This is a genomic window from Methylobacterium phyllostachyos (assembly GCF_900103445.1).
GTDB lineage: Bacteria > Pseudomonadota > Alphaproteobacteria > Rhizobiales > Beijerinckiaceae > Methylobacterium > Methylobacterium phyllostachyos.
The window spans coordinates 366,693-380,649 of the sequence record NZ_FNHS01000004.1 but is presented as its reverse complement, the minus strand read 5'-3'; the positions used below and the strand labels follow the sequence as shown (position 1 = coordinate 380,649).

Annotated in this window: 12 protein-coding genes; 8 read left to right on the top strand and 4 right to left on the bottom strand. The window is 69.6% G+C overall.

Going from position 1 to position 13,957, the window contains the following annotated elements:
- From BLQ49_RS08895 to BLQ49_RS08865, 7 genes are all read left to right on the top strand, one after another.
- Positions 1–604: transketolase C-terminal domain-containing protein (locus tag BLQ49_RS08895; RefSeq protein ID WP_280140953.1), on the top strand; the 604-nt coding region annotated here is incomplete at its 5' end.
- A 138-nt stretch (positions 605–742) separates the two neighbouring features.
- Entirely contained in the window at positions 743–1,771 is a 1,029-nt protein-coding gene (gene hpnA, locus BLQ49_RS08890) for a hopanoid-associated sugar epimerase (protein WP_091715083.1), read from the top strand.
- The gene (hpnC, locus tag BLQ49_RS08885; protein WP_091715082.1) at positions 1,768–2,664 is read left to right on the top strand and encodes a squalene synthase HpnC; all 897 of its coding nucleotides are present in this window, start codon (positions 1,768–1,770) and stop codon (positions 2,662–2,664) included. Before hpnA ends, hpnC begins: the two co-directional genes overlap by 4 nt.
- Entirely contained in the window at positions 2,661–3,512 is an 852-nt protein-coding gene (gene hpnD, locus BLQ49_RS08880) for a presqualene diphosphate synthase HpnD (RefSeq protein ID WP_091715081.1), read from the top strand. The genes hpnC and hpnD overlap by 4 nt, the downstream gene beginning before the upstream one ends.
- Entirely contained in the window at positions 3,512–4,813 is a 1,302-nt protein-coding gene (gene hpnE / locus BLQ49_RS08875; RefSeq protein ID WP_091715080.1) for a hydroxysqualene dehydroxylase HpnE, read from the top strand. Before hpnD ends, hpnE begins: the two co-directional genes overlap by 1 nt.
- A 42-nt stretch (positions 4,814–4,855) precedes the next feature.
- Entirely contained in the window at positions 4,856–6,853 is a 1,998-nt protein-coding gene (gene shc / locus BLQ49_RS08870; RefSeq protein ID WP_091715161.1) for a squalene--hopene cyclase, read from the top strand.
- Between the two features lie 226 nt (positions 6,854–7,079).
- Entirely contained in the window at positions 7,080–7,781 is a 702-nt protein-coding gene (locus tag BLQ49_RS08865) for a phosphorylase (RefSeq protein WP_244507511.1), read from the top strand.
- A 96-nt stretch (positions 7,782–7,877) separates the two neighbouring features.
- Here BLQ49_RS08865 and BLQ49_RS08860 read toward each other — a convergent pair whose 3' ends face one another.
- Entirely contained in the window at positions 7,878–9,407 is a 1,530-nt protein-coding gene (locus BLQ49_RS08860; protein ID WP_091715079.1) for a Do family serine endopeptidase, read from the bottom strand.
- A 355-nt stretch (positions 9,408–9,762) separates the two neighbouring features.
- On the opposite strand from BLQ49_RS08860, the gene BLQ49_RS08855 reads away from it, so the two are divergent.
- Positions 9,763–10,119: a hypothetical protein gene (locus tag BLQ49_RS08855; RefSeq protein WP_091715078.1), complete on the top strand. Its 357-nt coding sequence runs from the start codon at positions 9,763–9,765 to the stop codon at positions 10,117–10,119.
- 90 nt (positions 10,120–10,209) lie between these two features.
- Here the strand turns inward: BLQ49_RS08855 and BLQ49_RS08850 are convergent, their stop codons facing one another.
- The 3 genes from BLQ49_RS08850 to BLQ49_RS08840 all read right to left on the bottom strand — a co-directional run bounded on the left by BLQ49_RS08850 (position 10,210) and on the right by BLQ49_RS08840 (position 13,891).
- Complete coding sequence (locus BLQ49_RS08850; RefSeq protein WP_091715077.1) at positions 10,210–10,404, bottom strand: type II toxin-antitoxin system VapB family antitoxin; 195 nt, start codon at positions 10,402–10,404, stop codon at positions 10,210–10,212.
- Positions 10,405–10,544: 140 nt separating this feature from the next.
- Positions 10,545–13,262: a valine--tRNA ligase gene (locus tag BLQ49_RS08845; protein ID WP_091715076.1), complete on the bottom strand. Its 2,718-nt coding sequence runs from the start codon at positions 13,260–13,262 to the stop codon at positions 10,545–10,547.
- 113 nt (positions 13,263–13,375) lie between these two features.
- A complete protein-coding gene (locus BLQ49_RS08840) occupies positions 13,376–13,891 on the bottom strand; it encodes a PopZ family protein (protein ID WP_091715074.1) in 516 nt (171 codons plus the stop codon).
- Positions 13,892–13,957: the final 66 nt, after the last annotated feature.

The window sequence follows — 13,957 nt, the reverse complement described above, 5'->3', positions numbered from 1 at the left end:
GCCCAACATGACGGTGATGGCGGCCGCCGACGAGGCCGAGCTGGTGCACATGGTGGCGACGGCGCATGCCCATGACAGCGGCCCGATCGCGCTGCGCTACCCGCGCGGCGAGGGGGTGGGCGTCGAGCTGCCGGAGCGGGGCGCGGTGCTGCCGGTCGGCAAGGGCCGGGTGGTGCGCAAGGATGCGGAGGCGCGGGTCGCGATCCTGTCGCTGGGCACGCGTCTGGCAGAGGCGCTGAAGGCGGCGGATACGCTGGCCGAGCAGGGCGTGGCCGTGACGGTGGCGGATGCGCGGTTTGCCAAGCCTCTGGACGAGGCGCTGATCCTGGATCTGGCGCAGAGCCACGAGGTTCTGATCACGATCGAGGAGGGCTCGCGGGGCGGGTTCGGCGCGATGGTTCTGCACCTGCTGTCCGAGAAGGGCGCGCTGGATGCGGGCCGGGTTCGGGTCCGGACGATGACGCTGCCGGACACCTACCAGGACCACGACAGCCCGGAGAAGATGTACGCCGAGGCGGGGCTCGATGCGGCCAGCATCGTCAAGACCGCCCTCGATACGTTGCCGGAGCGCAAGGAGGGGCGGTCGCGGTTGCGGCTCGCCTGATCGGAGGGGTCGCGAAAGCGACTCCGCATTTTCACCCATCGCCGCCTCAGCTTGCCGGTCGGGCGGTTCGGTGACACAAGCGCGGCGCGGCCGGCCATCCCCGGCCCGGCTGAGAGACGGTAACCCTCCAGATCCCTGATGGCAGAGGCCTTCCCACCCGGCTCTCCCGAGGTCGGCCCCGTGCTGATCACCGGCGCGAGCGGCTTCCTCGGCTCGGCCCTGGTCGACGTGTTCCGTCGCGCCGGCTTCCCGGTGCGCATCCTCGTGCGCGCGTCGAGCCCTCGAAAAAATCTGACCTGGACCGATGTCGAGATTGCCGAGGGCGACATGCGCGACCCGGCCGCCGTGGCGGCGGCGATGCGCGGCCAGCGCTACCTGATCCACGCCGCGGCCGATTACCGGCTCTGGGCACCCGATATGGAGGAGATCGTCCGGACCAACCGCGGCGGTACGCGCCTGATGATGCGCGCCGCGCTGGACGCGGGCGTCGAGCGGGTCGTCTACACGTCGAGCGTGGCTACGATCAAGCCCCCGTCCGACGGCGTGACGCCGTCGGACGAGACCATGCCGCTGACGCCCGAGACCGCCATCGGCGCCTACAAGCGCAGCAAGGTCGTGGCCGAGCGCGTGGTCGAGGAGATGGTGACCCGGGACGGGCTGAAGGCCGTGATCGTCAATCCCTCGACGCCGATCGGCCCCCGCGACGTGAAGCCGACCCCGACTGGGCGGATCATCCAGGAGGCGGCGCTCGGCAAGATGCCGGCCTTCGTCGATACCGGCCTCAACCTCGCCCATGTGGACGACGTGGCGTATGGCCACCTGCTCGCCCTTCAGAAGGGCCGGATCGGCGAGCGCTACATCCTGGGCGGCGAGGACGTGTTCCTGTCACAAATGCTGGCTGACATCGCCGGCATGGTCGGGCGCAAGCCGCCGACCGTGAATCTGCCGCGGGCGGCGGTCTACCCGGTGGCGTTCTTCGCGCAGCTCGCCGCGCGGGTGACGGGCAAGCAGCCCTTCGCGACGATCGACGGCATCCGCATGTCGCGCTACCGCATGTTCTTTTCCGATCGCAAGGCCCGCGCGGAGCTGGGCTATTCAGCGCGGCCCTATCGCGAGGGGCTCTCCGACGCGATCACGTGGTTCCGCCAAGCCGGATATCTCGGATGAGCACGCTCGACTCCGCCACCGCAACCCGCTCGGGCAAGGGCCATCGCGACGAGAATTTCCCGGTCGCCTCGCACCTGATCCATCCGCGCCACCGCGGGGCGATCCTCGCCTTCTACAATTTCGTTCGCGCCGGCGACGACGTGGCCGATCACGCGGACCTGTCGCCCGACCGCAAGATCGAGCTGCTGGATCGGCTGGCTGATTCGCTGACCGGGGCCGGCCCATCCGATCCAGAGGCGGAGCCGCTCAAGCGTGAACTGGCGGCGCGCGGCCTGCCGCCCCGCCACGCCCTGGAACTCCTCGACGCGTTCCGGATGGACGCGCGCAAGAATCGCTACGCGAACTGGGACGAACTGATCCACTATTGCCGCTACTCGGCCATGCCGGTGGGGCGTTTCGTCCTCGACGTGCACGGCGAGGATCCGGCCCGGGTCTGGGGGCCGTCCGATGCCATCTGCGCGGCCTTGCAGGTGATCAATCACCTCCAGGATTGCGGCAAGGATTTTTCCGGCCTCGACCGGGTCTACATCCCGCAGGACACATTAGATCGACATGGTGCGACCGTGGCGATGCTCGGGCAGCCCCAGGCGCCGCCCCAGCTCCGCGCTGTGTTCCGCGAACTGGCGCAGAAATGCCTCGCTCTCCTGGACGAGGGTGCGGTGCTGCCGGATCTGATCGACGACCTGCGGCTATCCCTGGAGATCGCCGCGATCCACCGCCTTGCCGTGGTGCTGAGCCGCGGCCTCCTGGAGCGCGATCCGCTCTCGGAGAAAGTCCACCATGGTAAGGCCGCCTTCGCCCTGACGGCTCTGGGCGGCGTCGCCGCCACCCTGGGACGCCGGCCGTTCCGGGGACGCGTCGTGCGGGCAGCCGTTCAAGGGATCCGCTCGTGAGCGCTACCGCGACACCTGCCGCTTCCGAGGAGGCCGCCGCGCCGGCGCTCCCGGCCGCCGGCTCGTCCTTCTACACGGCCATGCGCCTGCTCCCGAAGGAGCGGCGGGAGGCCATGTACGCGGTCTACGCCTTCTGTCGCGCCGTGGACGATGTCGCCGACGATGGCGGCACCCGGCCGGTGCGGCAGGCCGAACTCGACCGCTGGCGGGCCGATATCGACTCCCTCTATGACGGGCGCCCGGCGCCGCGGGTGCGCGACCTCGTCGAGCCGGTACACCGCTTCGGCCTGAAGCGCGAGGATTTCCAGGCGGTCATCGACGGCATGGCGATGGACGCGATGGAGGACATCGTCGCTCCCGACGCTGAAACCCTCGATCTCTACTGCGACCGGGTCGCCAGCGCGGTCGGGCGCCTCTCGGTGCGGATTTTCGGCATGCCGGAGGCCGACGGCATCCGCCTCGCGTGGCACCAGGGACGGGCGCTCCAGCTCACCAACATCCTGCGCGATATCGACGAGGATGCCGAGCGCGGCCGGCTCTACCTGCCGCGCGAGAAGCTCCAGGCGATCGGGCTCAGCGATCCGACGCCGGTGGAGGCGATCAGCCATCCGCGCATCGGCGAGGTCTGCATCTCCCTCGCCCGCGAGGCCGAGGAGCACTATCAGGCGACCTGGGAGATCATCCGGCGCAGCCCGCGCAAGGCCACCAAGGCGGCCAGGCTGATGGCGGCCGCCTATCACCTCTACCTGAAGGCCGTGCTCGCCCGCGGCTGGGCCATGCCCCGGGCCCGGGTGAAGCCCGGCAAGCGCGCGCTGCTCGGCGTCGTCCTCCGGCACGGCTTGATCTGATGGGAACCATCCACGTCGTCGGGGCCGGTCTTGCCGGCCTGTCCGCTGCCGTCGCGCTGGCCGAGACCGGCGCGCAGGTAGTGCTGCACGAGGCCGCCAAGCAGGCGGGGGGGCGCTGCCGCTCCTATTTCGACCCGGCCCTCGGCCTGACCCTGGACAACGGCAACCATCTGCTGCTCTCCGGCAACGCCGACGCGCTCGGCTTCCTCAAGACGGTCGGTGCCCCCGCCGACGCCCTCGTCGGGCCCGACGCGGCCGAGTTCGACTTCGCCGACCTCGCGACCGGCGAGCGCTGGCGACTCCGGCCCAATGCCGGGCGCCTGCCCTGGTGGGTGATGAGCCCGTCCCGCCGCGTCCCCGGCACGAAGGCGCGCGACTACCTCGCGCCGCTCGGAATCCTGCGGGCGGCCTCCGGCAAGGCGGAGGGCGCGGGCGGCACGATCGGCGCCCACATGGCCTGCGAGGGCGAGCTCTATCAGCGGCTCTGGCATCCGGTGCTGCTCGCCGCGCTCAACACCGAGCCGCGCGACAGCGATGTCGGGCTCGCCGCCCGGATCCTGCGCGAGACCCTGGGGGCGGGCGGCAAGGCCTGCCGGCCGCTGGTGGCGGTGGAGGGCCTGTCCTACGCCTTCGTCGATCCGGCAATCCGCTACCTCACGGCCCGCGGCTGCGAGATCCGCCTCGGCCGGCGCCTGCGCGGCCTCGATCTGGCTGAGGGCCGGGTCGCCCAGCTCCAGTTCTCGGACGGTGCCGAGGCGATCGGCCCCGAGGACGGGATCGTGCTGGCGCTGCCCCCGTGGGTCGCCCGCGAGGTGTTGCCCGGTCTCCTCGCCCCGGTGGAATTCCGCTCCATCGTGAACGCGCATTTCGCGCGCGCGCCGAAGCCCGGCAGCCCGTTGCTGCTCGGCGTCGTCAACAGCCTCACGGAGTGGCTCTTCGCCTATCCGGACCGGTATTCGGTGACGATCAGTGGGGCCGATAGGCTCCTCGATGTGCCCCGGGAGGATCTCGCCCGCCAGATCTGGTCCGAGATCGCACGCTTGTGTGATCTTGCACCGGAACTGCCCAGCTGGCAGATCGTAAAGGAGAAGCGTGCGACCTTTGCGGCGACGCCGGCGGAAGCTGCGCGACGCCCGGGGGCCGAAACCGCCTACGCGAATCTCGTCTTGGCGGGCGACTGGACCGCAACCGGTCTGCCGTCGACGATTGAGGGAGCGATCCGCTCGGGCAAGACGGCCGCGCGTGCCCTGCGCGCGGGATCTATCGCGCGCGCCGGAACCCGGCTGCGCGGCGCAGCTTGAGGCATACGTCCGCCGCGAGGCGGATGTTCGAGGTCGAGGATGATGAGAGAGGCCGTTAGCAAAGTCGAACCGCTTCAGCGGTCGAAGACGCAAGGGATCTCGCTGGACGATGTCGAGCGCGGCGTCGCGCAGGCAACGCGTGCCCTTACGGCATTGTCCCAGAACGACGGGCATATCTGCTTCGAGCTTGAGGCGGATGCCACGATTCCGTCCGAGTACATCCTGTTCCACCAGTTCCGCGGCACGCAGATCCGGGATGGCCTGGAGGCCAAGATCGGCAATTACCTGCGCCGCACCCAAGGCCATCACGGCGGCTGGGCCCTCGTCCACGAGGGGCCCTTCGACATGAGTTGCACGGTCAAGGCGTATTTCGCCCTGAAGATGATCGGCGACGACATCGAGGCGCCGCATATGCGCCGGGCCCGCGAAGCGATCCTGGCCCGCGGCGGGGCTGCCAACGCCAACGTGTTCACCCGCTTCCTGCTGGCGCTCTACGGTGAGGTGCCGTGGCGCGCCGTGCCGGTGATGCCGGTGGAGGTGATGTTCCTGCCGAAGTGGTTCCCGTTCCACCTCGACAAGATCAGCTACTGGGCCCGCACCACCGTTGTGCCGCTGTTCGTGCTCCAGGCGACGAAGCCCCGGGCGCGCAACCCGCGCGGCGTCAGTATCCAGGAGCTGTTCCTGACGCCGCCCGAGAGCGTGCGGCGCTGGCCAGGCTCGCCCCACGCGACTTGGCCCTGGACGCCGATCTTCGGCTTCATCGACCGGATGCTCCAGTTGGTCGAGGACCGCATGCCGCGCAAGAGCCGGCAGCGCGCCATGGAGAAGGCCCGCGCCTGGGTCAGCGAGCGCCTGAACGGCGAGGATGGCCTGGGCGCCATCTTCCCCGCCATGGTCAACTCGGTGCTGATGTACGAGGTGATGGGCTACCGCCCCGATCACCCGCAGGTCCGCGTGGCCTGCGACGCCATCGAGAAGCTCGTCGTCGAGAAGGCCGAGGAGGCCTACGTCCAGCCCTGCGTCTCGCCGGTCTGGGACACGGCGCTTGCGAGCCATGCGCTGCTTGAGGCCGGTGGCCCCGAGGCCGAGGCCCAGGCCCGCGCCGGTCTCGACTGGCTGAAGCCCCGTCAGGTGCTCGACATCGTCGGCGACTGGGCGGCGCGCAAGCCGAAGGTCCGGCCGGGCGGCTGGGCGTTCCAGTACGCCAACGCCCATTACCCCGACCTCGACGACACCGCCGTGGTGGTGATGGCCATGGACCGGGCCATGCATCAGCACGGCCTCGTCGCCGGCATGCCCGACTACAAGGCCTCGATCGCCCGCGCCCGGGAATGGGTCGAGGGGCTGCAATCGGAGGATGGTGGCTGGGCGGCGTTCGACGCCGACAACAACCACATGTACCTCAACCACATCCCGTTCTCGGATCACGGCGCGCTGCTCGACCCGCCGACCGCGGACGTGACCGCCCGCGTGGTCGGGATGCTGGCCCAGCTCGGCGAGACCCGGGAGACCTCTCGGGCGCTCGACCGCGGCGTGAACTACCTCCTGAACGACCAGGAGGAGGACGGCTCTTGGTACGGCCGCTGGGGCATGAACTTCATCTACGGCACGTGGTCGGTGCTCTGCGCCCTCAACGCCGCCGGGGTGGATCCGGCGGATCCGCGCATCCAGAAGGCCGTCTCCTGGCTGATCCGCATCCAGAACCCGGATGGCGGCTGGGGCGAGGACGCCTCCTCGTACAAGATCGATCCGGCCTTCGAGCCCGGCTCGTCCACCGCGTCGCAGACCGCCTGGGCGCTGCTCGCCCTGATGGCGGCCGGCGCGGTCGACGATCCGGCGGTCACCCGGGGCATCAACTTCCTGACCCGCACGCAGGGCGCGGACGGCTTCTGGAAGGAGGAGCGCTACACGGCCACGGGCTTCCCGCGGGTGTTCTACCTGCGGTATCATGGCTACCCGAAGTTCTTCCCCCTCTGGGCGATGGCGCGCTACCGCAACCTGAAGCGCACCAACAGCCGGCGCGTCCAGTTCGGCATGTGATGCGACGGGGCCGGTCCGTAGGGGCCGGCCCCTCTCTCCACCGGATCGCAGCGCGTTCGACCGTCCCGGTGACCGACCTGCGAGCTCCGGTATCCGACACGTGGCCTCCTCAGACAGAGACTCCACGGATGCGGGCGCGCCCCGTCTGCCGCAGGATCAGCCCGCCCCCGCCCTGCGGCGTTCGCGTCTGCTTGCGGACCTCGCCGGACTGGTCCACCAGCGGACCATGATCGACCCGAAAGCCCCCGTCCTGGCTGTCACCGGCCTCGCCCGCGAGCGCCGCATGGCGGCCGGGTTGGGAGTCGAGGCCGTGGGGGCCGGCGGTAACCCGCACCGGCTCCGCCAGCTCCTCGACGCGCGCGTACCCCCCGGCTGCCGGGCCGTGGTGAGTTTCGGCATCGCGGGCGGGCTCGATCCCGCGCTCAAGCCCGGCGATGTGGTGGTGGGTACCGGCGTCGTCAGCGAGGAGGGCCGGCGGGCGGCCGATCTCGACCTTTCGGCTGCACTCCTCAACATGCTCTCGGGGGTCGGCTCCCGCGTGATCGCGGCGGATCTGGCGGGTGTCGACACGGCGGTGCTCGCCGTCGACGGCAAGACGGAGCTGCGGTCCACGACCGGCGCAGCGGCGGTCGACATGGAATCGCACGTGGCCGCGTCCTTCGCGGGACGGCACGGCCTGCCCTTCGCGGCTTTGCGTGTGATTTGCGACCCGGCCAGCCAGGCGCTGCCGGCCTTCGCCGCGGAGGCGCTCACAGCCGATGGTGAGCCCGACATCGCTGCGGTGTTCTTCGCCTTCGCCCGGGGCAGGGCGCGGCTGGGGGACCTGATGCGCCTCGCCAAGGACTCGAACGCGGCCTTCGCGACGCTCGGCCGGTGCCGGGCGCGGCTCGGGGCGGGGCTCGGGATCCCGGTGCCAGCTTCGTCCTAGGGACACGCAAAAAGGCACCGGCTTGTTCGGCCAGCGCCAGTCGGAGGTCACCACGAGACGGCGCGGGGAAACCCCCCGCGCCGGGGGGAACCGGCCTCAGCCGGCGTTCTTGCTGAGCGAAACCGCCACGAAGCGGGTCTGGCCCTTGCCGCTCTTCACCCGCATCAACACCGCCTTGCGCCCGTTCGACTCGGCCGCCCGGATCTGGGCAGCCACGTCCGCCGGACGGGACACGCTCTGACCGCCGACATCGAGGATCACGTCGCCGGCCTCGATGCCCTTGGCGGCCGCCGGCCCGTCGGGATCGACCTGCACCACCGCGACGCCCTGATCGGATAGGCCGACATCACCGGCCGGAGCGAGCTGCAGGCCGAGCCGCGGCTGGCCGTTGCCGGAATCCTCGTCGCGGCTGGCCATCTTGGTGCCGTCGGTCGGCATGGTGCCGAGCGTCACCGTGGCGGTGTCGGACTTGCCGCCGCGCAGGTAGCTCAGCTCCACCTTGGCGCCGGGCTTCATGCCGGCGATCTTGCGCGAGAGCTCGCGGGCGCTGTCGACCGTGTCGCCGTTGACCTTCTCGATCACGTCGCCGGCCTTCAGCCCGGCCTTGGCCGCCGGGGTGCCGTTCTCGGCGTGGTCGACCAAGGCGCCCTTGGCCTTGTCGAGGCCCAGACCCTCGGCGATGTCCTGCGTCACCGGCTGGATCTGCACGCCGAGATAGCCGCGGGCGACCTTGCCGTCGGTGCGAAGCTGATCGACCACTGCCTGAACGGTCTCCGCGGGAATCGCGAAGGCGAGGCCGACGCTGCCGCCCGAGGGGGACGCGATGGCGGTGTTCATGCCGACCACCTCGCCGTTGACGTTGAAGGTCGGCCCGCCCGAGTTGCCCTTGTTGATCGGGGCGTCGATCTGCAGGAAGTCGTCGTAGGGGCCGGCGCCGATGTCGCGGCCGCGGGCCGAGACGATGCCGGCGGTCACGGTGCCGCCGAGGCCGAACGGATTGCCGATCGCCACGACCCAATCGCCGACCTGCGGCGCGGCCTTGCCGAACTGCACGTACGGGAAGTTCGAGCCCTCGGTGATCTTCAAGAGCGCGACATCGGTCTTCGCGTCCTTGCCGATCACCTTCGCGTCGAGGGTGCGGCCGTCATCAAGCGTCACCTGCACGGTCTTGGCGTGGTCGACCACGTGATTGTTGGTCACCACATAGCCGTCGGCCGAGATGATGAAGCCGGAGCCGACTGCACCGCGCGGACCCTGGTGCTGGGGCTGCATGCCACCGGGGCCGTTCTGGCCGAAGCGCTTGAAGAACTCGCGCAGCTGCGGCGGCACGTTCTGGAGGTTGCGGCCCTGGTTCGGCCCGTCCTCGTCGTCGCTGCTGCTCGCCGAGTCGTCGAGCTTCACCTTCACCGAGACGACGCCCGGCTTCACCTTGTTGACGATGCCGGCAAACGAGCCCGGCGGATGCTCGGGGGCCTCGATCGGGGACTTGGGCAGGGCCTGGGCGTAGGCCGGGGTGGCGGACGGCAGGTATCCGCTGCCCAGCGCGCCACCGGCGATCAGAGCCGCGGCAGCCACCGAGGCAAGGGCGCGGCGCGAGGTGCGGCCGGAAGGACGGGTCTCGGTCATGGGGAGTCTCAACCTCTCGGAGATGATCGGGACGACGCCGGCTTACGCGGCGTTCGATGCGATCGGTCTAGAGGGTGGCCCCTGACCCGGGCGTGGCGGTCACATTACGGTTTGGACAGGTGAGGCTGGCGGCGGATTCGGCCGGCTCCGAGCTGCAGCGCGGATCAATCTCGGGCACCATCAAGCCTTCATCGTAACGAAAAAATGCCGGGGGCACGTGCGGCCTGTCACCTTCTGCCCAGGACAGTCGAGCTACGTTCCGTCAACGTCCGATGCGTCGGCTGGTCGTCTCAAGATTTTCGAGATCGTCGCGCAGGATCGGTTGGGGGCTGCGGTGAGGATTTTACTTGCTGGTTTGGCGGTTTTCGGTTCCATCTCGGCCGCAACGGCGGCCGAGATGTACTCGGATTACCGCGACTACTTCGTCTCAGGGTCCGCGTCAGCCCACAGCATCGGGCGGAAGAGCGTGCGGAAGACGGCTCGACCGGCCCATGCCATCGACACCCGGCGTTATGACGAAGGCTCGGCGCCCAAGAACCCCGACAACCTGAGACCCGGCTACAGGGGGGCAGCCGGGATCTACGTGCCGCCGGACTATTCAACACATCCGAGCGGGCTCGCGGGCGACGGCTTCGGAAGCTCGGCCAGCCAGTCGTACGGCAGCGTCAGTGCCCCCAATCCGTTCAGCGGCTCCCTCGGCACGCGCCGGTAGCCCGGTCCAAGCCGGTCGCCCACGGCAGACAAGCGGCGGTCGCGCGCCAAGATCCGGTATCGTCTTTGCAGATACGCGCGTCCGCCATGATCACGCATCCAGTTTTCGGCGCGGTCCGGCTGTGGCTGTCGGAGCGCTTCCGCCGAGCAGGTTGATGCGCCGGGACACCTCGCGCTGAATGAGCACCCGCAGAGCCTCGTGCATGAGGTCCGATGTGTCGGGGATGCCGGTGAACCGCCGAGCGTCCTCGACGAGGTTGTCATCGAGCGTGATCGTCGTGCCCATGCCAACCACGTGCGCGGCATCAGCGATCGCATCCGGTCACGCGATCGCAGATGTCCTGCTCTCGACCTCATCCTGAAGTGCCAGAGCGCTGCGAAGGCCTCCGAGGAGGCCTCCACGAGTTGCGCGGCTGGCTGAAGCCTTCAATCGCCGCTCAGCCGAGCGAGCGCCTCCTCGATCTTCGCGAGTAAGGCCGCCTGGGTCTCCCGCCGCTCGCGGTTCTCCTCGATGATCTCCTCGGGCGCGCGGGCGACGAAGTCGGCGTTGCCGAGCTTGGCGTCGATCTTCTTGATCTCGCCCTCCGCCTTCCCCTGCTCCTTTCGAAGACGGGCCACCTCGGCGGCGAGGTCGACGACGCCCTCCAGCGGCAGCGCGGCAACACTGCCGCGCACCAGAAGCTGGACCGAGTTCTTCGGCGGCGTTTCCGCGAAGGTGATCTCGGACAGGCGCGCGAGGCGCAGAAGCGTGTCCCGCCACGCCTCGACCCGCGCTCGGACCTCCGAATCCGAGCCGACCATCACCAGGGGGATCTGCGCCGCGGCCGGCACGTTCGTCTCGGAGCGGGCCGAGCGGATCTGGCTGACGAGATCGACCACGAAGCCGACCTCGGCTTCGGCTGCCGTATCGGTGAGGCCCGCGAGCTCCGGCCAGGACGACAGGGTCAGGAGGCCGCGCTCCGGCAGGTCGGCGCCCTTGATCGCCCACAGCTCCTCGGTGAGGAACGGCATGAATGGGTGCAGGAGCTTGGCAACCTGATCGATCAGGAACGCCACGCTCGCCTGCGTCTCCGCCCGGACGGCCGGATCGACGCTCTCGCCCTGCAGCACGGGCTTGGCGAGTTCGAGATACCAATCGCAGAAGATATTCCAGACGAAGCGGTAGGCCGCGCTCGCTGCGTCGTTGAAGCGGAAGGCTTCCAGCGCCGCCGTCACCTCGTCTACCGCGCGGGCCGCCTCGGTCAGCGCCCAGCGGTTGATGGCGCCCGTGACGGCGCGCGGGTCGAAGGCCGGATCCAGGCGGCAGCCGTTCAGCTCGGCGAAGCGGGCCGCGTTCCAGAGCTTAGTCGTGAAGTTGCGGTAATCCTTGACTCGATCCTCCGACAGCTTGATGTCGCGGCCCTGGACGGCCAGCGCACACAGCGTGAAGCGGAGGGCATCCGCGCCCATCTTCTCGATGAGTTCGAGGGGATCGACGACGTTGCCCTTCGACTTCGACATCTTCGCACCCGACGCGTCCCGCACCAGGGTGTGCAGGTAGACCGTGTCGAAGGGCGCCCGGTCGGTGAGGTGCAGGCCCATCATCATCATCCGGGCGACCCAGAAGAACAGGATGTCCTTGCCGGTCACCAGGGTGTTGGTCGGGTAGAAGCGGGCGAGTTCCGGGGTCGAATCCGGCCAGCCGAGCGTCGAGAACGGCCAGAGCGCAGAGGAGAACCACGTGTCGAGGACGTCCGCGTCCCGGGTGAGCGTCACCGGCCGGCCGTGCTTCGCGGCAGCCTGGGCCAGCGCCTCGTCCTCGCTCTCGGCGACGAAGATGCCGCCCGCCTCGTCGTACCAGACCGGAATCTGGTGGCCCCACCAGAGCTGGCGCGAGATGCACCAGGGCTCGATGTTGTTGAGCCACTGGAAGAAGATCTTTTCGTAATTCTCCGGGACGAACTTCGTCTGCCCGTCGCGCACCGCCTGGAGGGCGCGCTCGGCGAGCGGCTTGACGTTCACGTACCACTGGTCGGTGAGATACGGCTCGATGACGACGCCCGAGCGGTCGCCGTGCGGGACCGTGTGGGTGTTCGGCTCAATCGTGCGCAGGCGGCCGCGCGCCTCCATCAAGGCGACCACGTCCTTGCGCGCCTGCGTCCGGTCGCGGCCGTGGAGTGCCAGGGCCTCCGGTTCGGGCGATGTGCCCTCGAGGAAGGCCGCATTGCCGTCGAGCAGCATCCGGCCCTCGGCGTCGAGGATGTTGATCAGGCCGAGCCCATGCCGACGGCCAACCTCGAAATCGTTGAAGTCATGGGCCGGGGTGATCTTGACCGCGCCGGTGCCCTTCTCGGGATCGGAATACTCGTCGGCGACGATCGGGATCAGCCGCCCGACCAACGGCAGGCGGACGCGCTTGCCGACCAGCGCCGTGTAGCGCGCATCCTCGGGATGGACCGCGACGCCGGTATCGCCCAGCATCGTCTCGGGGCGGGTGGTCGCCACCGTGATGACGGCGCCGGTCTCGTTGCCGGCGTCATCGACCACTGGGTAGTCGAAGTGCCAGAGATGGCCCTTCACCTCGACCTGCTGGACTTCCAGGTCCGAGATCGCGGTCTGGAACTTCGGATCCCAGTTCACCAGCCGCTTGTCGCGGTAGATCAAGCCCTGCCGGTGCAGCTCCACGAAGGTCTTGAGCACGGCGCGGCTCAGGCCCTCGTCCATGGTGAAGCGCTCCCGCGACCAGTCGCAGGAGGCGCCCAGCCGCTTGAGCTGGTTGACGATCGCCCCGCCGGATTCCGCCTTCCAGGCCCAGACCTTCTCGACGAAGGCCGCGCGGCCGATCTCCCGGCGGCCGGGCTCCCGAGCCTCTGCCATCCGCCGCTCCACCACCATCTGGGTGGCGATGCCGGCATGGTCGGTCCCGGGCTGCCAGAGCACGTCCTTGCCGCGCATCCGCTCGAACCGGCAGAGCACGTCCTGCAGCGTGTTGTTGAGGGCGTGGCCCATATGCAGGGAGCCCGTCACGTTCGGCGGCGGGATCACGATGCAGTATGGCGGAGCGCCGGCGCGCTCGGGACGGCCGGCGCGGAAGGCGCCCGCCTCTTCCCAGGCGGCGGAGATCCGCGCCTCGACGGAGGCGGGCTCGAAGGTCTTGTCCATCATCGCGGGTACGGGCGGGCGCTTGTCCAAAGGGGATTGGACCCGCTTTCGACCGTCACGCCGCTTCCGTCAACACACGGCCGGGGACCCGCGGCCGCCGTACCCAGGCGTGACGCTCAGCGACCGCGCGAGACCCGCTCGATCTCGGCGCGCACCAACCGCTCGACCACGGCCGGCAGATTGTCGTCGAGCCAGGATTTCAGCATCGGCCGCAGCATCTCCTTGACGAGATCCTCCAGGGTCCGCGCGTTCTGGGTCAGGACGGTGTGGGCGAGCAGGTTGAAGGCGCCGCTGACACTGGCATCGGTGGCCGGCGAGACCAGGGCCTCCGGCTCGGGCTCCGGCTCGCGCGGCTTGGCGGCCTGCACGACGGGCTGCGGCGGTGCCGGCGTGGGCGCTGCCGCGACCGGCACGGGTTCCGGCTCGAAGGCCGGCGCATCGAAGTCGATCGCATCGAAATCGAGCGGTTCGGGCTCCGGCTCCGGCACGACGGCACGGGGACGTGCGACCGGCTGGGCGACCTCGGCGAGGTCGAGCACGTCGTCCAGTTCCGGCTCAGGGACGACTTCGGCAGGCTTGGTCGCCTGATCGTCGGCGATGATCCGCCGGATCGAGGCGAGGATCTCTTCCATGGAAGGTTCCTGCGCCTTATCGGCAGCCTTGTCCTGGAGTTTCGTGTCCGGGATCTTGGGGCTAGC

Bases quoted from the DNA above. Each gene is read 5' to 3' on its own strand.
- BLQ49_RS08860 (WP_091715079.1), bottom strand. From the start codon at position 9,407: ATGACCGAGACCCGTCCTTCCGGCCGCACCTCGCGCCGCGCCCTTGCC.
- hpnA (WP_091715083.1), top strand. From the start codon at position 743: ATGGCAGAGGCCTTCCCACCCGGCTCTCCCGAGGTCGGCCCCGTGCTG.
- BLQ49_RS08840 (WP_091715074.1), bottom strand. From the start codon at position 13,891: ATGGAAGAGATCCTCGCCTCGATCCGGCGGATCATCGCCGACGATCAG.
- shc (WP_091715161.1), top strand. From the start codon at position 4,856: ATGAGAGAGGCCGTTAGCAAAGTCGAACCGCTTCAGCGGTCGAAGACG.
- hpnC (WP_091715082.1), top strand. From the start codon at position 1,768: ATGAGCACGCTCGACTCCGCCACCGCAACCCGCTCGGGCAAGGGCCAT.
- hpnE (WP_091715080.1), top strand. From the start codon at position 3,512: ATGGGAACCATCCACGTCGTCGGGGCCGGTCTTGCCGGCCTGTCCGCT.
- BLQ49_RS08845 (WP_091715076.1), bottom strand. From the start codon at position 13,262: ATGATGGACAAGACCTTCGAGCCCGCCTCCGTCGAGGCGCGGATCTCC.
- BLQ49_RS08850 (WP_091715077.1), bottom strand. From the start codon at position 10,404: ATGGGCACGACGATCACGCTCGATGACAACCTCGTCGAGGACGCTCGG.
- BLQ49_RS08865 (WP_244507511.1), top strand. From the start codon at position 7,080: ATGATCGACCCGAAAGCCCCCGTCCTGGCTGTCACCGGCCTCGCCCGC.